This window comes from Streptomyces sp. NPDC048600, from assembly GCF_055587025.1.
On sequence record NZ_JBVJGZ010000006.1, the window covers coordinates 38766 to 58675 of the forward strand.

At 70.9% G+C, this 19910-nt stretch carries 15 protein-coding genes; 5 read left to right on the forward strand and 10 right to left on the reverse strand.

Annotated features, from left to right (window positions below):
* Nucleotides 1-48 precede the first annotated feature (48 nt).
* Both ACZ6SQ_RS10100 and ACZ6SQ_RS10105 read right to left on the reverse strand, forming a co-directional pair.
* Nucleotides 49-1245 carry a glycosyltransferase gene (locus ACZ6SQ_RS10100; RefSeq protein WP_469558847.1) on the reverse strand — a complete coding sequence of 399 codons (1197 nt, stop codon included), beginning with the start codon at nucleotides 1243-1245 and terminating at the stop codon, nucleotides 49-51.
* Nucleotides 1242-2468 (reverse strand): glycosyltransferase family 2 protein, encoded by a 1227-nt coding sequence (locus ACZ6SQ_RS10105; RefSeq protein ID WP_469559573.1) that lies wholly within the window; start codon nucleotides 2466-2468, stop codon nucleotides 1242-1244. The genes ACZ6SQ_RS10100 and ACZ6SQ_RS10105 overlap by 4 nt, the downstream gene beginning before the upstream one ends.
* Before the next feature lie 525 nt (nucleotides 2469-2993).
* Here ACZ6SQ_RS10105 and ACZ6SQ_RS10110 point away from each other — a divergent pair.
* Both ACZ6SQ_RS10110 and ACZ6SQ_RS10115 read left to right on the forward strand, forming a co-directional pair.
* Nucleotides 2994-4427 carry a phospholipid carrier-dependent glycosyltransferase gene (locus ACZ6SQ_RS10110; protein WP_469558849.1) on the forward strand — a complete coding sequence of 478 codons (1434 nt, stop codon included), beginning with the start codon at nucleotides 2994-2996 and terminating at the stop codon, nucleotides 4425-4427.
* Nucleotides 4428-4544: 117 nt separating this feature from the next.
* Complete coding sequence (locus tag ACZ6SQ_RS10115; RefSeq protein ID WP_469558852.1) at nucleotides 4545-7034, forward strand: galactose oxidase-like domain-containing protein; 2490 nt, start codon at nucleotides 4545-4547, stop codon at nucleotides 7032-7034.
* On the opposite strand, the gene ACZ6SQ_RS10120 is transcribed toward ACZ6SQ_RS10115, so the two are convergent.
* The gene (locus ACZ6SQ_RS10120) at nucleotides 7021-7764 is read right to left on the reverse strand and encodes a Mut7-C RNAse domain-containing protein (protein ID WP_469558855.1); all 744 of its coding nucleotides are present in this window, start codon (nucleotides 7762-7764) and stop codon (nucleotides 7021-7023) included. The two genes, ACZ6SQ_RS10115 and ACZ6SQ_RS10120, sit on opposite strands and share 14 nt — an antisense overlap.
* Nucleotides 7765-8271: 507 nt before the next feature.
* Nucleotides 8272-8985 carry a PAQR family membrane homeostasis protein TrhA gene (gene trhA / locus ACZ6SQ_RS10125; RefSeq protein WP_469558857.1) on the reverse strand — a complete coding sequence of 238 codons (714 nt, stop codon included), beginning with the start codon at nucleotides 8983-8985 and terminating at the stop codon, nucleotides 8272-8274.
* 327 nt (nucleotides 8986-9312) lie between these two features.
* Here trhA and ACZ6SQ_RS10130 point away from each other — a divergent pair, with 327 nt between their 5' ends.
* Nucleotides 9313-11136 carry a phosphoenolpyruvate carboxykinase (GTP) gene (locus tag ACZ6SQ_RS10130; RefSeq protein ID WP_469558860.1) on the forward strand — a complete coding sequence of 608 codons (1824 nt, stop codon included), beginning with the start codon at nucleotides 9313-9315 and terminating at the stop codon, nucleotides 11134-11136.
* 224 nt (nucleotides 11137-11360) lie between these two features.
* Here the strand turns inward: ACZ6SQ_RS10130 and ACZ6SQ_RS10135 are convergent, their stop codons facing one another.
* From ACZ6SQ_RS10135 to ACZ6SQ_RS10160, 6 genes are all read right to left on the reverse strand, one after another.
* Nucleotides 11361-11966 carry a hypothetical protein gene (locus ACZ6SQ_RS10135; RefSeq protein ID WP_469558863.1) on the reverse strand — a complete coding sequence of 202 codons (606 nt, stop codon included), beginning with the start codon at nucleotides 11964-11966 and terminating at the stop codon, nucleotides 11361-11363.
* Nucleotides 11953-13488: a substrate-binding and vWA domain-containing protein gene (locus ACZ6SQ_RS10140; protein WP_469558866.1), complete on the reverse strand. Its 1536-nt coding sequence runs from the start codon at nucleotides 13486-13488 to the stop codon at nucleotides 11953-11955. Before ACZ6SQ_RS10140 ends, ACZ6SQ_RS10135 begins: the two co-directional genes overlap by 14 nt.
* Nucleotides 13485-14648, reverse strand: coding sequence for a toxic anion resistance protein (locus ACZ6SQ_RS10145; protein ID WP_469558871.1), 1164 nt, complete (start codon nucleotides 14646-14648; stop codon nucleotides 13485-13487). The genes ACZ6SQ_RS10140 and ACZ6SQ_RS10145 overlap by 4 nt, the downstream gene beginning before the upstream one ends.
* A gap of 12 nt (nucleotides 14649-14660) precedes the next feature.
* The gene (locus tag ACZ6SQ_RS10150) at nucleotides 14661-15728 is read right to left on the reverse strand and encodes a substrate-binding domain-containing protein (RefSeq protein ID WP_469558873.1); all 1068 of its coding nucleotides are present in this window, start codon (nucleotides 15726-15728) and stop codon (nucleotides 14661-14663) included.
* Nucleotides 15729-16166: 438 nt separating this feature from the next.
* Nucleotides 16167-16571, reverse strand: a complete 405-nt coding sequence (locus tag ACZ6SQ_RS10155) for an SCO4983 family protein (RefSeq protein WP_469558875.1) — start codon at nucleotides 16569-16571, stop codon at nucleotides 16167-16169.
* Between the two features lie 118 nt (nucleotides 16572-16689).
* On the reverse strand, nucleotides 16690-17901 hold the full coding sequence (locus ACZ6SQ_RS10160; protein WP_386380689.1) for a pyridoxal phosphate-dependent aminotransferase: 1212 nt from the start codon (nucleotides 17899-17901) through the stop codon (nucleotides 16690-16692).
* A gap of 124 nt (nucleotides 17902-18025) precedes the next feature.
* Between ACZ6SQ_RS10160 and ACZ6SQ_RS10165 the strand changes: the two genes are divergently transcribed.
* Nucleotides 18026-18763, forward strand: coding sequence for a hypothetical protein (locus tag ACZ6SQ_RS10165; RefSeq protein ID WP_469558878.1), 738 nt, complete (start codon nucleotides 18026-18028; stop codon nucleotides 18761-18763).
* A 286-nt stretch (nucleotides 18764-19049) separates the two neighbouring features.
* Nucleotides 19050-19895: a S1 family peptidase gene (locus ACZ6SQ_RS10170; RefSeq protein WP_469558881.1), complete on the forward strand. Its 846-nt coding sequence runs from the start codon at nucleotides 19050-19052 to the stop codon at nucleotides 19893-19895.
* The last annotated feature ends 15 nt before the right edge of the window (nucleotides 19896-19910 follow it).

The following is a 19910-nucleotide window of genomic DNA, read 5'->3' on the forward strand; positions in this document are numbered from 1 at the left end:
GCCCGAGGCGCGCCGTCGCGTCTCGGGCCCGGCTCGTGCGGTGGCCGGTCAGCCCAGCGGATCCGGCACGGGGTCCGCCACGGGCTCCGGCAGGGAGACCCTCGTGGGTTCCGCCCGGCGCCCGCTCAGGCGCCGGTAGAGCAGCCGGTCCACGACCAGGAACCGCGCGATGAACACGAGGGCCATCGCCAGCGCGGTCGCCGGTACCGCGGCCATGCCCGCCGAGCTCATCAGCAGCGCGCCGAGCGGGATGCGGGCGACGAGGTCGGCGTTGCCCACCGCCGCGAAGGTCAGCAGCCGTACGGCGCGGCGGTGGTGGCGCCGCTGGTTGCGGTAGACGAAGGAGTCGATCAGCGCGAAGTTCCACAGCAGCCCGGCCTGGTTGGCGACGATCTCGGCCGGGGTGTAGGCCAGCCCCCAGCGGGTGAGCAGCCAGAGCAGCAGCAGGTTGGGGACGAAGCCGGACAGGCCGATCAGGCCGAAGACGACCGCGCGGGCGCGGGGGTCGGCGGTGCGCAGGGTGACGAGATGGCGCAGGAAGCGCAGCCCCTCGCGGGCGGTCGACTTGGACTCCCCGGCGTACCGCTCGCCGAACGCGTAGGGCACTTCGGCGATGCCGCGCGGCCGGCAGCGTACGGCGAGTTCGAGGAGGATCTTGTAGCCGAGCGGCTGGAGGCCCTCCTGCGGGCCGGTGCCGGCCGAGGCCCGTTCGACGGCCTCGCGGCGGATCGCGAAGAAGCCGCTCATCGGGTCGGTCAGCCCGCCGAGAGCCCGCGGGAAGAGGGACTTGGCGACCAGGGTGGAGCCGCTGGAGACGAGTCTGCGGTAGCCGCCGTCGAGGCCTGAGCGGTCACCGCCGGCCGCGTACCGGCTGGCGACGACGAGTTCGGCGCCGCTCGCCTCGCCGCGGGCGACGAGGGCGGGGATCAGCTCGGGCGGGTGCTGGAGGTCGGCGTCGATGACGACGATCCAGTCGCCGCGGGCACGCCCGATGCCCTCGACGACCGCGCCGCCCAGGCCGCCCTCGGGGACGGCGCGGTGATGCAGGACCACGGGCACGGGGCAGTCGGCGGCCGCCTCCTCGACGGCCCGGCAGGTGTCGTCCGTGGAGTCGTCGGCGAAGACGACCTCGGCGCGGGTGCCGGGCGGGATCGCGGCGGCGACGCGGGTGAGCAGTTCGCGGATGTTGCCGGATTCGTTGAAGGTGGGGACGACGACGGACACATCGGCGGGCGGCGCCGTCACCGGGCCTCCTGGGGCTGGGGCGCGGCCTGGGCGAGGTGGGCGCCGACGTGGGAGGTGAGCTCCCAGTCGCGGCGGCCGGTGTACTCGCGCCAGACCGCGCGCAGGGCGGCGGCGGCGAGGATGACGGCGTAGACGGGGCCGCCGAGGATCAGCTTGGCGTAGTGGCCGAAGCCGATCCGGAAGCCGTACTCGCGGCCGAAGTCGTGCAGGGCGACGGCCTCGAAGACGATCATCGCGGCCATCGGCAGCATGGGCAGCCAGGCGACCAGCGAGAACGGCAGCGGCACCCCGCCGATGACGGCGAAGAGGATGCCGAGCGGGATCATCACGCCGGTCGCGGCCTGCACGAACGGGGTGCTGAGGGTGTAGCGGGCGAGCAGCCGCTGGCCCACGCCGGGCAGCCGGCGCCACTCGCCCTTGCGCAGCACCTGGAGGAAGCCCTGGTTCCAGCGGGTGCGCTGTTTGTAGAGCGCCTTGATGGAGCCGGGCGTCTCCTCGCGGGTGACCAGCGCGGAGTGGTAGGCGACGACGACCTTGGCGCCGCCGGAGGACAGCCGTACGCCCAGGTCGCAGTCCTCGGCGAGGCAGTCGCCGTCCCAGCCGCCGGTCTCGCGCAGCAGTGCGGACCGGACGAACACCGTATTGCCGCCGAGCGGGATGAACCCCTTGCGGGCGTGCAGATGCAGCCGGCTGCGGAACCAGAAGAAGTACTCCAGGCAGTTGCGCAGGCTGTACCAGCTGCTCTCGTAGTTGATCAGCTGGACGCCGCCCTGGACGACGTCGGCGTTCTCGTGGCGGAAGGCGAAGTCGACGTGGCTGAGCAGTTCGGGGTGCACCACGTCCTCGGCGTCGAAGACCCCGACGACCTGGCCGCGGGCGTGGGGCAGGGCGGTGTTGAGGGCGCGGGGCTTGTTCTTCTTCTCGTGGGTGTCGACGACCGTGCGCACCGTGCCGGGGTGCTCGGCGGCGAGTTCGTGGGCGATGGCGGAGGTGCCCGGGTCGTCGTGGCCGACGATCAGGATGATCTCGTAGGAGGGGTGGTCGATGCGGAGCATCTGCTCGACCGTGTGCCGCAGCACCGCCTCCTCGTGGCGGGCCGGCACCAGCAGCGAGAAGGAGAGTTCGGCGCGGCCGTCGGGCGCCGCGAAGGCCGTCGACTCCAGCGTCTCGGGCGTGCGCCAGGCGTGCAGCATCCACCACAGCGTCGCTCCCGCGGCGGCCATGAGCACGACGGAATCTATGAAGAGCACAACGGAGACCACGAATTCCCCCCTCGGTCTTTCTGGTCATCCTTGCTGTGAACCGGTGGTACGAATCGATCGCGCGGAACGTTCGACGTCCGTATCGGCCCCCCGGCGGACGTGGCTTCCTGAGCGTGATCGTGATCTTCGCCCTGTGTAAAGTCGGTCCGAAAATAGCAGCTCGGCATTTCTGTCGCAATGTGGCCTTGACGTGATGATCTTCGCCTCGACCGGAATCCGCAATTCCCCTCTTGTTCTGCCGGAAGCTGTGCCATGATGCAGCGTCCTGCCTGATTCCGGGGGGTTTCAAGGGGGAAGCCCTCGCGAGTCGGGGCGGCTAAGTGGGTGGGGGGATTCCGCATGGGGACAGGTGTGTCATACACCGATGTGCGTGTCAGAAACGGGGTCGAAACTTCCGAACGCGCTCCTTCCGTTTCCCGGTCCGGGCGCCGAAGTATGTTTCGGCCCGGTTATTTCTGGGTTGCGCCCGTTCTCGCGGCCGGCCTTTTGGTAAGGGCTGTCGGAATAGGCAATTTCCCCTTTCCCAACGACGACGAGGGCACGTATCTCGCCCAGGCGTGGGCCGTCCGGCGAGGCGGACTCGCGCACTACACCTACTGGTACGACCACCCGCCGCTGGGCTGGGTCCAGCTGGCCGGCCTGTCCTGGGCGCCCGACTGGCTGCTGCCCGAGCTGCCCGCCTACGTCCAGGGCCGCATCGCGATGCTGCCGGTGGCCGCGGCGGCGATGGTCCTGGTGTACGTGATCGGACGGCGCCTCGGTCTCGCCCGGCCCACCGCCGCGGCGGCCATGCTGCTGTACGCGCTCTCCCCGCTCGCGGTCGTCCTGCACCGGCAGATCTACCTGGACAACTTCGCCGTGCTGTGGGTCCTCGTCGCCTTCGCCCTCGCGCTCTCGCCGCGCCGCCATCTGTGGCACCACGCGGCCGCCGGCATCGCCTTCGCGCTGGCGGTGCTCTCCAAGGAGACCATCGCGGTGCTGCTGCCCGTGCTGGTGGTCGCCGTCTGGCAGGGCAGCCACGCCAGCACGCGCAAGTTCTCCCTGGCCGGCTTCGGCTCCGGCTTCGTGCTGACCGCCCTGTTCTATCCGCTGTACGCCCTGCTCAAGGGCGAGCTGCTGCCCGGCGCCGGACATGTCTCACTGCTCGGCACGCTGAAGTTCCAGCTCGGCGGCCGCGAGGGCAGCGGCTCGGCGTTCCAGGACGGCACCGACGCCCACCGGCTGTTCACCGACTGGCTGGAGCGCGACCCGTATCTGCTGGCCGGCGGCGCGGCGGCGGCCCTCGTCGCCCTGGCGGTACGGCGGTTGCGGCCCGCCGCGCTCGCCGTACTGGTGCTCGCGCTGGTGGCGTTGCGGCCCGGCGGCTATCTGCCGCAGATGTACATCGTGCAGGCCCTGCCCTTCCTGGCGCTCACCGTCGCCGGGCTCGTCCAGGCCGCCGTCACCCGGCTGCCCGCGCCGCGGGCCTGGCTCCGTCCCGCCGCGGCCGTCGCCGCGCTGGCCGCCGGTGCCGCGCTCGTCGCCCCGCACTGGTACGAGCGGGACCGCGCGGCCATGTCCGACGACGACAACGGCGTCTACCGCCAGGCCGCGCGCTGGCTGCACGAGACCGAGGTCGGCGATCGCGCGAAGGTACGCGTCGTCACCGACGGCGTGCTCTGGCTGGACGCGGTCGACGCCGGCTACCGGCCCGGCACGGGCGTCATCTGGCACTACAAGCTGGACCAGGACCCGGCCGTCACCAGGACGCTGCCGCACGGCTGGAGGGACATCGACTACGTCGTGTCCACGCCCGCCCTGCGCGGCGAACGACAGCATCTGCCCACGCTGCGGGACCTGTTCGCGCACGCCACCCCGGTCGCCACCTTCGGCGAGGGCGGCGGCCGGATCGACGTCCTGCGCATCCGCGACGACGGGTGAACCGGGCGGCCCGCCCCGGGCCACCCGGCACCCGTGGACACAAGGGGACCCCCAGGCGCCCGGAAGCCGCCGGGGGTCCCTCACCAGCAAGGGGTTCGTGAACAAGGGGGGACGACCATGCACCTTCGAGCCCGAAGACCAGCACGCGGCAGAACCGGCCGTGTGCTGACCACATCCCTCATCCTCTTCGCCGCCGCGCTCGGCCTCGGCCCGCTCGGCGCCCGACCCGCCACCGCCGCCACCAACCTGGTCGAGAACCCCGGCCTGGAGATACTCGACTCCCAGTCCCAGTTCCCGCAGTGCTTCGAGAAGTCCGGCTGGGGAGACAACGACTTCAGCTTCACCGTCACCGACGACGCCCACACCGGCGGCAAGGCCGTCCGGATCGAGCTGACCCGGCGCGGCGACGGCGACCGCAAGACGATGATGCTGGAGAACTCCTGCGCCCCGCAGGTCACTTCCGGCCACCAGTACGACCTGTCGTTCTGGTACAAGTCCACGACCCCCAACGTGGCCTTCACCATCTTCCGCCACGACACCGAACTCGGCTGGGTCTACTGGACCGACCTCAAGACCCTGGAGCAGTCCGCGGACTGGAGCCGCACCGAGGTCCGCACCCCGGTCATCCCGCCGAACACCGATCAGGTCACCTGGGGCGGCGCCCTCTACGGCGTCGGACGGCTCACCACCGACGACTACGCGATGACGGACGCCACCGTCCCCACCGGGCCCGACCCCTGCGAGGCCGGCGGCAGCGGCCCCGAGTGCAAGGGCGAGTGGACCGTCCAGACGCTCCAGTCACCCGTGCGCGCCATCCACTCCGTGCTGCTGCACAACGGCAAGGTGCTGCTGATCGCCGGCTCCGGCAACGACCTCGACATGTTCCGGGCCGGCACGTTCAGGACCACGCTGTTCGACCCGGTCGCCGGCACCTACACGGACATCCCGACGCCCTCGGACTTCTTCTGCGCCGGGCACGTCCAGCTCCCCGACGGGCGCGTGCTGGTGATGGGCGGCAACAAGGACTACGCCGCCCCCGACGGCAGCGTCGGCTACAAGGGCCTGAGGACCAGCTACGTCTTCGACCCGGCGACCAACAGCTATGTGAAGACCAACGACATGCTGTCCGGGCACTGGTACCCGTCGGCCACCGCGATGGGCAACGGCGACGTCATCTCGCTCGGCGGCCTCGGCGAGGACTCCTCCGGCACGGTCGTCAACGAGCACTTCTCCTACGCCCAGAACAAGTGGCTGCCGATGGGCGAGGCCAAGCAGGCCTGGGCCTTCTGGGGCCTGTACCCGTCGATGATCCTGCTCCAGGACGGCCGCCTCTTCTACACCGGCAGCCATGTCTTCGGCCCGGGCCTGTCCGGCACGGGCGCCTCGGTGTACGACTACGCCGCGAACAGCATCAGCGAGATCCCGGGCCTGCGCCGCAAGGACGAGCGCGACCAGTCGATGTCGGTGCTGCTGCCGCCCGCCCAGGACCAGAAGGTCATCACCATCGGCGGCGGCAACCACACCGTCTCGCCCGACGCGCACCGGCTCGTCGACGTCATCGACATGAAGGCCGACTCCCCGGCCTACGTGCCCGGACCGAACCTGCCGCAGGGCCGCTACCGCGACGGGCAGCCGCAGACCGGCGACCAGGGCAAGGTGTACGTCTCCGCGGTCATCCTCCCGGACGGCAAGGTCCTGGAGACCGGCGGCGCCCTGCACACCTACCGCGAGGACCCCGTCTTCGAGGCCTCGATGTACGACCCGGCGACCAACGCCTTCCAGCCGGGCCTGGCCACCGACCCGGTGCCGCGGACCTACCACTCCTCGTCCGTGCTGCTGCCCGACGGCCGCGTCATGAGCATCGGCGACAACCCGGGCGACGGCTCCTTCGACCAGCGCGTGTCGATCTACAAGCCGCCGTACCTGTTCAAGGGCGCCCGGCCGCAGATCACCTCGCTGGAGCACACGGCCTGGGCGTACGGCAGCACACAGCGCGTCACGGTCGACAAGCCGGTGGTCAAGGCCTCGCTGATCCGCCCGGCCGCGGTCACCCACTCCTCCGACCCCAACCAGCGCTATGTCGACCTGCCGATGACCGTCGACGGCAACACCGTCGACCTCAGCCTGACCAGCAACCCGAACATCGCACCGCCCGGGTACTACATGCTGAGCGTGGTCGACGCGAACGGTGTGCCCTCGGTGTCCAGGTGGGTGCGCGTCGGTGCCACCGGCCAGGTCGCCGAGGCGCGGGTGCAGGCGTACGCCACGGATCTGGAGAAGAGCCTGGCGTCGGGCGGCGCGGACCGGGCCGCCTCCGGTGCCACCGGCGGACACGACCACGGTGCCACGGCCTCGGGCGGCGGACACTCGGGGCACCAGGGCGTCACGATGCCCAAGGGCTACGACGGCTGCGACCACTCCTACGGCACCATCAGCCAGTGCGTGCCGTGGAAGTTCCCCGCGGTGCCGCGCGGCGATCGGTGCGCCTGGCTGAAGAAGAACGGCTACGGCACCGCGCTCGCGGTCCACGGCCGTGACCGGCACCGCCTGGACCGCGACGGGGACGGCATCGCCTGTGGCAGGGGAGACCTGGTCAGACGCCGCTGATCCCCCGTTCCGCGCGCGTCCTCAGGGCGCCCTCCACGATCGCCTCCAGCTGATCGTGGTGGGCGCCCTTCCAGTAGGCGCGCCCGCAGGCGCCGCATTGCGCGAAGACGTCGTACGTCGCCCGGGTGCCGTGTTCGAGCTGGTCGGCGACCTCTTCCTTGGTGGCCTGGCGCAGTACGCCGTTGCAGGCGGTGCAGCGGGTCCAGGGGCGCAGCTCGGGGGCGAAGCGGTCGAGGACGTCGTCGAGCTGGTCCTCGGGGCGGGTGCTGTAGATGTACGCGCCGGCCCACAGCTCGCGGCGCCGCAGCAGACCGCGGTCGCGGCTGAGCATGACCCGGCGCTCGGCGGCGGAGCGGGCGGCGAGTGCCGGGTCGCCGATGTCGGTGGACTCGTAGGCGGTGTCCACGCCGAGCAGCCGCAGGCGGCGGGCGAGGGTGCCGAGGTGGACGTCGAGCAGGAAGCGCAGGGGGGCGCCGGGGACCTGCTGGGGGCGGGGGACCGGGCGGACCTCGACGGACTCGCCGTGCGCGGGTATGTGCGAGACGGGCACCTCGTGTCCGTCCACGAGCAGGGCGCCGACCTCGGTCAGGGGTACGCCGAGGGACTCCACGACGTGGCCGAGGGTGGAGATGCCGTCCACGGCGAGGGGGGTGGCCGGGCCTCGGCGGGCGTGCGGGACGAACAGGGCGAGGTCGGGGCTTACTTGGACGTGGATCTCGGGTGCGCTCACGGGGCCAGGATGGCACGTGGCCCCGGCCCCGTCCCCCGGGTTTCCCCGGGCTCCACGGTGCTGCGTGGCTTCGCCGTGTCGTGTCGTCGGGTGCGGGTGCGGGTGCGTTGTGGCTGGTCGCGCAGCTCCCAGCGCCCCTAAAGGCTTTGCGCGGTTCCTCGCGCCCCTGAGGAGGTGCGTGGCTGGGTCGCGTTGTCGGGTGCGGGTGCGTTGTGGCTGGTCGCGCAGTTCCCCGCGCCCCTAAAGGCTTTGCGCAGTTCCCCGCGCCCCTAAAGATTTGCGCCGTTCCTCGCGCCCCCAAAAGCTCTGCGCCAAGAGCCTTGCCGACGGGCGGCGGCCCCGTTTTGAGGGGCGCGGGGAACTGCGCGACGAGCCACGGACGGGCTGGCGGGCGACGTGTTCAGGGGTGCGGGGAACTGCGCGACAGGTCACGGACGGGGCGGCGGGGGACGTGTTCAGGGGCGCGGGGAACTGCGCGATCAGCTAGGGAACGGGCCGCGGGTGGCGTCAGGCGTGTTGGTAGGCGACCAGGGAGATGCCGACGTAGTGGACGACGAACGCGGCCAGGGTGAACGAGTGGAAGACCTCGTGGAAGCCGAACCAGCGGGGCGACGGGTTCGGCCGCTTGATGCCGTAGATCACGCCGCCCGCGCTGTAGAGCAGACCGCCCACGATGACCAGGACCAGCACCGCGATCCCGCCCGCGCGCATGAAGTCGGGCAGGAAGAAGACCGCGGCCCAGCCCATGGCGATGTAGCAGGGGGTGTAGAGCCAGCGCGGGGCGCCGACCCAGAACACCCGGAAGACGATCCCGGCGGCCGCGGCGGCCCAGATGCCCCACAGCAGCCACCGCCCCTTGCCGTCGGGCAGGAGCAGCAGGGTCAGCGGGGTGTAGGTACCCGCGATGATCAGGAAGATGTTCGCGTGGTCGAGCCTGCGCAGGACACCGTCCATGCGCGGGCCCCAGTTGCCCCGGTGGTACAGCGCGCTCACGCCGAACAGCAGACAGGCGGTGAGTACGTAGATGCCACAGGCCATGCGGCCGCGCGGGGAGTCCGCCAGCGCGGTGAGCACCAGGCCCGCGATCAGTACGGCCGGGAACATGCCGAGGTGCAGCCAGCCCCGGAGCTTGGGCTTGACCGGATGCGGATGTGAGGACGCCTGGGGACCGCTGCCGGCGTCCGGCGAGTCCAGCGGCGCGTCGGTGGCGGACGCAGTCATGGGCCGCATCGTACCTACGGAACCGTAAGTTGCGGATCAGCGAGGCGAGATGACAGGCCGCGAGTGGCCATCTTCTCACGTTCCCTTGTCGGGCGTCCGCCCCCTGTCAAGGCAAAGGACTTTCCGCTGAACGCCATGTGGACGCAAAGAAGCGTCGTTACACGTGGCGATCCTCACTCCGCTCACCTGTGAGGCCCTCTGGACAGATGCGCAGTAACGTCGGATGATCAAATGAGTGCAGTCGGCACCGGATGAGCGCCTACGAAGCATCCGGGTCGCGGCCCCCACGGGGCAGAAAAGGACAAAAACCCTCTCTTAGGAGCAATCGTGGCGCGAGACATCGCGGCTCCCTCCGTCGTTCCCACCAACCACCAGGAACTGGTCACCTGGGTCAACGAGATCGCCGAACTCACCCAGCCGGACAACGTGGTCTGGTGCGACGGATCCGAGGCCGAGTACGAGCGGCTCTGCGAGGAGCTGGTCGCCAAGGGCACCTTCCAGAAGCTCGACCCGGTCAAGCGCCCGAACTCCTACTACGCCGCCTCCGACCCCACCGACGTGGCGCGGGTCGAGGACCGGACCTACATCTGCTCCGAGAAGGAGGAGGACGCGGGCCCCACCAACCACTGGAAGGCCCCCGCCGAGATGCGGGAGATCTTCGCCGGTGACAAGGGCCTGTTCCGCGGCTCCATGAAGGGCCGCACCATGTACGTGGTGCCCTTCTGCATGGGCCCGCTCGGCTCGCCGCTGTCCGCGATCGGCGTCGAGATCACCGACTCCGCCTATGTCGCCGTCTCCATGCGCACCATGACCCGCATGGGACAGCCCGTCCTCGACGAGCTCGGTGACCAGGGCTTCTTCGTCAAGGCCGTCCACACCCTCGGCGCCCCGCTGGAGGCGGGCGAGCAGGACGTGCCGTGGCCGTGCAACCAGACGAAGTACATCTCCCACTTCCCGGAGAGCCGCGAGATCTGGTCCTACGGCTCCGGCTACGGCGGTAACGCGCTGCTCGGCAAGAAGTGCTACGCCCTGCGTATCGCCTCCGTCATGGCCCGTGACGAGGGCTGGCTGGCCGAGCACATGCTCATCCTGAAGCTGACCCCGCCGACCGGCGAGTCCAAGTACGTCGCCGCGGCCTTCCCGTCCGCCTGCGGCAAGACCAACCTCGCCATGCTGGAGCCCACGATCTCCGGCTGGACGGTCGAGACGATCGGCGACGACATCGCCTGGATGCGCTTCGGCGAGGACGGCCGTCTGTACGCCATCAACCCCGAGGCCGGCTTCTTCGGCGTCGCGCCCGGCACCGGTGAGCACACCAACGCCAACGCGATGAAGACCCTGTGGGGCAACTCCGTCTTCACCAACGTCGCGCTCACCGACGACGGCGACATCTGGTGGGAGGGCATGACGGAGGAGACCCCGGCCCACCTGACGGACTGGAAGGGCAACGACTGGACGCCCGCGTCCGAGGTGCCCGCCGCGCACCCCAACGCCCGCTTCACGGTGCCCGCTTCGCAGTGCCCGATCATCGCGCCCGAGTGGGAGGACCCCAAGGGCGTGCCGATCTCCGCGATCCTCTTCGGCGGCCGCCGCGCCACCGCCGTCCCGCTGGTGACCGAGTCCTTCGACTGGGACCACGGCGTCTTCCTCGGCGCCAACGTGGCCTCCGAGAAGACCGCCGCCGCCGAGGGCAAGGTCGGCGAGCTGCGCCGCGACCCCTTCGCCATGCTGCCGTTCTGCGGCTACAACATGGGCGACTACATGGGGCACTGGGTCGACGTGGCCAAGGACAAGGACCAGTCCAAGCTGCCGAAGATCTACTACGTCAACTGGTTCCGCAAGAACGACGAGGGCAAGTTCGTCTGGCCCGGCTTCGGCGAGAACTCCCGCGTCCTGAAGTGGATCGTGGAGCGCCTGGACGGCAAGGCCGAGGGTGTCGAGACCCCGATCGGCGTGCTGCCGACCAAGGCGGCGCTGGACACCGACGGTCTCGAACTGTCCGACTCCGACCTGGACTTCCTGCTCACCGTCGACAAGGACGTGTGGCGCGAGGAGGCCGCGCTGGTGCCCGACCACCTCAACACCTTCGGCGACCACACCCCGAAGGAGCTGTGGGACCAGTACCGCGCTCTGGTCGAGCGCCTGGGCTGACAACCCGGTAACCGGGGCGTAAGCCCCCCAAGATCCCCCGCGGCCGGCTCGATGGGAGCCCTGACCAGTGATCGTCACGGCCGGCCGCGGGAGGCGGCACATTGTCACGAACCGTGGCCCCGCACAATGGCGTGCGGGGCCGTGCTGCGTGCGCGCCCACTTCCCGGCGGCGGGCCCCGTCCCCGGTGACCGCCGCCGACGGCCCCGCCCGAGCCAGGCAGGGCCTAGATCTCCGCGGACCCGCCCCGGTCCTCCAGGTACCGGGTGTGGGTCTCCTGCCGGCGGGCCTCGATCTCCCGCAGGCCGGCCGCCAGGGTCTCCGCCTCCCGGCGCAGCAGCCCCAGCTGACGCTCCAGATGCCGCTCGGGCGGCTCCTGACCGGGCGTCATCCGCGACCACCACCGGGTCCGTACGAAGGTGTCGACGGCCTCCGGGACGTCCTGGCGCACCACCCGGGACAGCGCGTGCACGCCCTCCGGGTCACCGGCCAGGGCCTCGGCCACCCAGCCGGGCTCCAGCAGCGCGGCCAGCAGCTCCGTCAGCTCGGCCAGGCCCCCGGCGGCGGCCGGCGGCAGCTCCACGTCCGCGAGGTAGTCGCGCAGCCTGCCGAAGTCCTCCCGCAGCTCGTCCAGCTGGGCCGAGGGGTCGGGGAAGTCCGGCAGTGCGGGCCGCTCCGGCGGGGCGATCAGCGCGCCCGCGCCGTACAGCCCGAGGACCACCAACGGCCAGTAGGTGCCCGCGAGCCCGGTGAAGGTGAGCGCGAGACCGGCCAGCCCGCACACGCTCCCGGTGATGTTCTTCCGGGACCCGAGGTACTCACTGATAGCCACGGATCTCCTCGAAGGCGCCGTCCAGCGAGCCCTGCCGGGCGTCGAAGAGACGGCCGCCGGTCAGCTCGGCGATGTGCTCCAGCTCCCCGCGGTCGGAGTCGCCGAAGAGGATGGGGAAGACGGGAGTGGCCCGCCGCGCAGGGTCGAGCCCGGCGTAGAAGGCGTCGAACGCCCCCGCGCTCGCGCCCGTGGTGTTCTCGCCGTCCGTCATCAGCACGATGGACGTGAACGTGTCCCGGCTGCCGCCCAGGTGCTCGTACGCCTCCTGGAGCGAGGTGAAGATCGCGGTGTCGCCCTCGGCGGTGAGCGCGTCGGTGTCCTTCCGGATCGCCTTCAGGCCCTTGTCCGGGTCCGCGGGATCGACCACATGGGTGCGCACGCTCTTCACGTCCGAGCCGAACGGCATCAGCGTGACCTCCTCGCGCTCCCGGAAGTCGCCGGTCAGCCCGGCCAGCGCCGTCTTCAGCCGTTCGATCCGGTCGCCCTCCATCGAGCCGGAGGTGTCCAGCACGTACACCGTGCGCGAGGGCCGGCGCAGCTCGTTCTCGTAGGAGTCGAGCAGCCCGTCGGCGACCGACCGGCTGCCCGGGAAGGGCAGTTCGCGGCGCCGCTCGGTGTCCAGGCCGGGCGCCGGGTCCACCGAGGGCACGACCGGGCGGCGGTGCGTGCGGGTGGTGATCTCGCGCTGGATCTCCGGGGAGCGCAGCGCCTCGGACAGCCGGCGCACGTCCTCGCGGGCCGTGGCGTTCGACGAGGCCAGGGAGGACAGCGGGTAGTCGGCGGTGACGACCCCGTCGCGCGGGCGGATCACCGTCAGGTCCGGCATACCGGTGAGCACGGACTCGTAGTTGAGCAGCGCGTCCACGTCACCGCGCCGCTGGTAGGCGGTGGCCAGCCAGCCCGAGGAGCCCGAGGTCAGCTTCTGCCCCTCGAAGAACTCCTTCAGCCGGGGCGTGGCCTTCGTGACATCGGCGTCCGTCAGCGCGGACTGCGCCCCGGACAGCGCGGAGGCCACCGAGATCAGCGTCGAGAAGCCGGAGTTGGAACGTGCAGGGTCCGTCATGCCGTAGGTGAGCCCGCCGTCGGCGACGGCCCTCTCGACCTGCGCCCAGGTCACGTCACCGGGCTTCCAGCCCAGCGCCCTCATGGTGGCCGTGCGCACGCCGACGGCCACCGGGCTGGACATCACCGGGGTCTCGGAGACGATCTCCTTCGCCGCCTCGGGGCGCAGCCGCAGATAGTCGTTCGAGGACAGCCACAGCGCGTCGTACGTGCCCCTGGCCCGGCCCCGCGCCAGCAGGTCGACGGCGTCCAGTGTGCCCATGTAGGTGGGCCGCACCGTGATGCCGGTCTGCTCGCGGACCTTGTCCAGCACGGGCGTCATGTCGGCGAGTTCGCTGGAGGCGAGGACGCGCAGGGTGCCGGCCTCGTAGGTGGCGGCGGGGCGGTCGGGCTCGTCCGTCGTCCCGCAGCCGGTGAGCAGGGCGGTGCAGGCGAGCGCCGCGGCGAGCACGCGTCTCATGCGGGGCCGCCTTCCAGCGCGGACTGCGAGCGGCTGCGCGCCAGGTAGTTGCCCGCGCTCTGGAGCTCCGCGGTGAGGTTCTCCACGGTCGTCGCCATCACCTCGGTGGCCTGGACCTTGTAGCTGTCGATGGCGTCGAGGGTGCGGTAGATCTGCTGGAACGCGGTGCGCAGGGTCTCCGCGCCGACGGCCGGGTCGGCGGCGATGCGCTGGATCTCCCCGCTCTGCGTGGCGAGCATCTCGGCGTTGCCCCGGATCAGGTCCTCGGTGGTGCCGCGCAGGGCGTTGACCTGCTCGACGACCTTCTTCTGGTTGTCGAGCGCGGAGGCCAGCATCACGGAGATGCGCAGCGCCGACACGGTCGTCGTGGCGGCCCGGTCGACGCCCTTGATCAGCTCCTCGTTGTTGCGCCGTACGACGTCCATGGCGAGGTAGCCCTGCGCGCACACCGCGAGCTGGGTCAGCAGGTCCTGGTGCTTCTGCCGCACGGGGAACAGCACGTCGGCGCGTAGCGAGTCGGCCGCCTCGAGGTCGCCGACCCCGGCGATGTGCTGCTCGACGGCGGTGTCCAGGGCGTCGGTGAGGACGACGTACTCCTGGAGCTTGCCCATGGTCTCCCACAGCCGGACCCGCTCGGTCTGCAACGCGGCGTTGTCGCGGCGCAGTTCGTCCTGGCCGCCGCGCAGCGAGCCGACGATCTTGTTGAGGGTGCCCTGGGCGGAGGCGTACTTGGCGACGTGGTCGCGCAGCTTGTTGCCGCCGGGCAGCCGCGAGAGGAACTTGCGCCCCTTGGCCGCGGGCAGGTCGCGCGGGTCGAGGTCCTCGACGACACGGCGCAGCTCGACCAGCGATCCGGCGACCTTCGCCGAGGCGTCGCCGCCCTTGTCGGGCAGGGAGCGCACGGTGCGCTCCAGCATGCGGTTGGACTGTGCGGCCGCGGTGCGCATCTCCCCGGCGCCGAGGCCGGTGATCTCCCCGACCTTCCCGGCGAACTCCGGGGAGCGGGCGTCGAGCACGGCCAGTCCGAGGACGTAGTCGGCGGCCTTGCGCGCCATGTCGTCGCGCACCGAGTCCTCGACGGGCACCAGCCCGCCGGCCCTGTCCTTGGGCACGGCCACGACGGGCTCGGGCGGAGTGAGGGTGAATTCGTTCTCTGTCATGCGGAGTTCCCCCTAGTTCCGGGCCCGGCGCGCCATCTCGTGCAGCACCGCGGAGGTGGGCACGGGCGCCTGCCGGACGCCGGTCAGCGTCTGGTTGAGGTGGGCGGAGTGGGCCTTGGTGGCCGCGGTGAACTCGGCGGCCGCCCCCTGCGGCCGGAACCCGTACTTCACCGCGAGTCGCCGCAACTCCTTGTCGTTGCTGAGCAGTTCACCGACCGCCCGGCCGTTCTCGGTCAGCGGTACGACGGTGTGGTCGCTGTTGGCGGTGGTGTCCGGGTACAGGACGGTCAGGTCGCCCGGGTCCTGCTGCTCGTTCAGCAGCGAGGCCACCTGCGACTCGTAGACCAGGACCAGCGGGTTGCCGACCCCGCTGACGAAGTCCCGGAACGCCGCGTCCGAGCTGGACTGCTGGGCGCCCTGCACACTGACGAGCTTGCGCATCAGGGGGGCGGTGGCGTCGAGTCCCTTGCCGTCGGCGACGACCCGGCCTCCGTTGGCCACGTAGGAGGCGGCGGCGAGGTACAGGGCGCCGGAGCTGGAGGTCTCCGGGTCGGTGCTGGCGACATACAGCGTGCCGCTCAGCTCCCCGTACTTGTCGGCCCCCTTCAGCTCCTGCCAGGTCCGGTCCGCGCGGGCGGCGGCGAGATAGGGCTCCATCCTGAGCACGCCCCGGCCGGCGCCCTGCTCCAGCGTGGCCATCCCGTTGCCGGCCAGCACCTCGGCGGCGCTGCGGTGCGCGACGACGACCAGGGGCGAGTAGAAGGGCCTCGGCAGCGGCTGCCGCACCTTGTACTTCCCGGCCAGCTCGTCGGCGGGCGCCTTGCTGGACGGGAACGCGAGGTCGTACCCGTCGAGTTCCAGTCCCTCCATGGCCCAGGACCCTGAGGTCTCGGCCTTCACGGTGTAGCCCTCGGCGGCCAGGGCCTTCACCACCTGAGGGTCGGCGAAGAACTCCGCCTTCTCCGACCCGATCACCGCGCGTACGGTCTTCGTTGCCGTACTCCGGTCCTCACCGCCCTGCCCGATGACGACGGCCACCACCACACCGCCGACCAGCAGAGCCGCAAGAACGATTCCCATAAGTCGTCTCACACCGCGGAGACTGCTCGCGGAACCCCAACTTCCCGTGCGTCCGAGATGAACGCCAGGTGTCACCCCCTTCCCGGTATGAAACCGGACCCCCAGCCTCCATCACCGCCCCCGGAAAGGGGCGCGGGGAACTCCGCGCAAACTCAACCCCGAGAAGCCCCCGAGAAGCAGCGCGGCAGCCCCCAGAAGGGGCGCGGGGAACTGCGCAAAGCCCCAACCCCCAGAAGCCCCCAGAGAAACGGCGCTACACCCCCCAGAAAAAAGGGGCGCGGGGAACTGCGCGACCAGCCACCCACAAACAGAAGCCCGCCCACAACAGCCCCCACCACCACGACACCCCGCCAAAGCCGACGCAGTGCCATGGCACCCGGTCCGCGCGTCGCTGCGATCGCACGCGGACCGGGGCCGTAGGGGGGAGCCCGGAAGGGCTCAGGGAAGGGCCGGCTGAAGGGCCTCGGAATGTGCGTCCATCCGCTGCGCCGAAAGAATCGCCGCCGCCGTGTCCGCACGGGACGCGGCAACCACCAGCGCCCGCCCCGCAAGGGCATGCGCACGCTGATGAAGAGCGGCGGAATCGCCCGTGGCGCTCGGGACCGCGCGAACCGGCACGGCGCCGCCCCGCAGTCGTGCCACCTGCTCGGCGAGACGTGCCGCCGCGCTGTCCAGCTCGGCGGACGGGGTCAGGGCGCGCAGTTCGTCGGTGACGGCGAGCAGCGCGCCGAGATGCCCCGCGAGCTGGATGTCCAGCTCCTCCTCGCGAGAGCGGTGGGGGAAGTCCGAGGACGTGCCGGCCATCGTGCTGTGGACCGACTTCGTGCGGATCGGTTCGTACATGGATGGCCTCCTGTATCTACAGAAGCCATCCTAGCTTGGATCGAGTCTAAAGTTGACCGATCAGAGAAACTGAACGAAAAAACCGGCCGCTTCGGGTTTGAAGCGGCCGGCTTCGGCGTCACGGCTGGCTGTAGCCGTCCAGGAAGTTCCCGATCCGGCTTATCGCGTCCGTGAGGTCCCTCGACGTCGGCAGGGTCACCACCCGGAAGTGGTCGGGCTCGGGCCAGTTGAAGCCCGTGCCCTGGACGACCATGATCTTCTCCCGGCGCAGCAGGTCCAGGACCATCTGCCGGTCGTCCTTGATCTTGAACACCTGTGGATCGAGGCGAGGGAACAGATACAGCGCGCCCTTGGGCTTCACGCAGCTCACGCCCGGGATCTGGGTGAGCATCGAGTGCGCGACGTCCATCTGTTCCTTCAGCCGCCCGCCGGGCAGCACCAGGTCGTTGATCGACTGCCGGCCGCTCAGCGCGGCGACCACCCCGTGCTGTCCCGGCATGTTCGCGCACAGCCGCATGTTCGCCAGGATCGTCAAGCCCTCGATATAGGACTCGGCGTGCGTGCGCGGACCCGAGACGGACATCCAGCCCACCCGGTAGCCGGCCACCCGGTACGCCTTCGACATGCCGTTGAAGGTCAGCGTCAGCAGGTCCGGGGCGACCGAGGCCGTCGGGGTGTGGGTGGCGCCGTCGTAGAGGATCTTGTCGTAGATCTCGTCCGAGCAGACCAGCAGATTGTGGCGGCGGGCGATGTCCGTCAGTGCCTCGATCATGGCCCGGTCGTACACCGCGCCCGTCGGGTTGTTCGGATTGATGATCACCATCGCCTTGGTGCGGTCGGTGATCTTCCGCTCGATGTCCGCCAGGTCCGGCATCCAGTCGGCCTGCTCGTCGCAGCGGTAGTGCACCGCCGTACCGCCCGACAGGGACACGGCGGCCGTCCACAGCGGGTAGTCGGGCGCCGGGACGAGCACCTCGTCGCCGTCGTCCAGCAGCGCCTGCATCGCCATGACGATCAGCTCGGAGACGCCGTTGCCGATGAAGACGTGTTCGACATCGGTCTCGATGCCCAGGGTCTGGTTGTGCATCACGACGGCCCGGCGCGCGGCCAGCAGGCCCTTGGCGTCGCCGTAGCCGTGGGCGGAGGAGACGTTGCGGAGGATGTCCTCCAGGATCTCCGGCGGGCACTCGAAGCCGAAGGCGGCCGGGTTGCCGGTGTTCAGCTTGAGGATGCGGTGACCCGCGGCCTCAAGCCGCATGGCCTCCTCGAGCACCGGGCCGCGGATCTCGTAACAGACGTTGGCGAGCTTGGTCGACTGGATCACCTGCATGCCTCGGAGCTTACGGCCCGGTAATGCCGCAGGCGCCGTGTTTCCCGCCACGTGAGACGGCACTATGTCAGGTTTTCTCCGATGGCTGGGCCAACCTACCCGTCAGTCTCTACAATGCGCGGCCATGTCCGAGCACCGTCAGCCCGACAACGGGATGTCCGCGATGAACGCCGCGAGCAGCGCTACCGGCGGGTACGACGTGCATGCCACGCACCAGGCCCCCGACGTGCCGCCGAACGTCTACCACCCGCAGGGCACCGGGAGCGTTCCCGCCTACGACGGGTACGCCGACCCGGCGGCCGCCCACGGCTGGCAGAACGCCTACGACGAGACGGCGCCGCTGCCCCTGGTGGCCGACCCGGCCGCGTACCCCGGTTACGGCGACGGACCGGCCGGCCCGGCCGACCCCGCGTCCGCCCCGCCGCCCGGCGGGCACCGCCGGTCCCGCCGGGCCGCCACCAGGCGCCGCGACCGCCGTGTGCTGGGCGCCGCCGGTGCCCTCGGTGTCGTCTCCCTGGCCGCGATCGTCGCCGGCCTGTCCTTCAGCGGCCTCTCGGAGGACGAGTCGGGGGGTCCCAAGGACCGTACGGGAGCGACGGCGGAGGACTCGGCCGGGCCCGAGGCGACGCCCTCCGGGACCGGCCAGGGCGGCCCGTCCGCCTCCGCGACGCCCGGCAGGGCCCCCTCCGCCTCCCCGACACCCACCCCCACGGCGACCACCGCGTCGCCGCGCACGACGGCCACGTCGCCCACCACCCCGGCCGTGCAGCCCACGCCCACCGGGGACTCCGCGCAGGACGGGAGCAGCGACGGGGACGACAAGCCGGGCCGCGGCCTCGGCAGGCCCCGCGGCTCCCAGTGATCCCGAAGGCCCGGCCTCGCGGGTCCCGGTGATCGCAGGGGCCGGCCCCACGGGTCCGGGTGATCCCGGAGGTCCGGACCCGCGGATCCAGCGATCCCGGACGTCCGGCCCCACGGGTCCCCATGACCCCAGGGGCGCCGACGGGGTGCGCGCCACCGTCTCTAACCGGCCACCCGGGCCGGATACGCCTCCTTGTCCCCTCCTGTCACTGCATTAACAATGCACATGACAAGCACGGGCGGCCGGAAGATCTCCGGTCGCTCACGCATGAAGAGGGGACCCCCACATGAACAAGCCTCTCCTTGCCGCGCTCGCCGCCCTGGTGATCACCGGGACGGGCGCGGCCCCCGCGCTCGCGGCCCCCGGGGCCGGCACGGACGTCGCGGCCCCCACGGTCAAGGCCGTGAACTTCGCCGGCACCGTCTCGCTCAGCAACTGCTCCGGCTCGGTCGTGCGTCTCCCGGCGTCCGTGGACAGCGACCCGGCCCTGGTGATGACCAACGGCCACTGTCTGGAGACCGGCTTCCCCGCGCCCGGCCAGGTGATCGTCAACCAGGCGTCCAGCCGCAGCTTCGGTCTGCTCAACGCCTCGGCCACCCGGGTCGGCACCCTGCGCGCCAACAGGATCGTGTACTCGACGATGACCGACACGGACGTCGCGCTCTACCAGCTGACGACCACGTACGCGCAGATCAGGAGCAGCTACGGGATCAACGCGCTGACGATGCAGGACACGCACCCGGTCGCCGGCACCGCCATCACCGTCGTCTCCGGCTACTGGAAGCGGACCTACGCCTGCAACATCGACGGGTTCGCCTACCGGCTCAAGGAGGGCAACTGGACCTGGAAGGACTCGGTCCGCTACACCTCCGCCTGCCAGACCATCGGCGGCACGTCGGGCTCCCCGGTCGTCGACAACGCCACCGGCAAGGTCGTCGCCGTCAACAACACGGGCAACGAGGACGGCGGGCGCTGCACCGACAACAACCCCTGCGAGGTCGACGCGAGCGGCAACGTCACCGTCCGCCAGGGCATCAACTACGCCCAGGAGACCTACAACATCCCGGGCTGCTTCACCACCGGCAACAAGCTGAACCTGAGCCTGAGCGGCTGCACCCTGCCCAAGCCGTAGCCGGTGGCCGGGGCC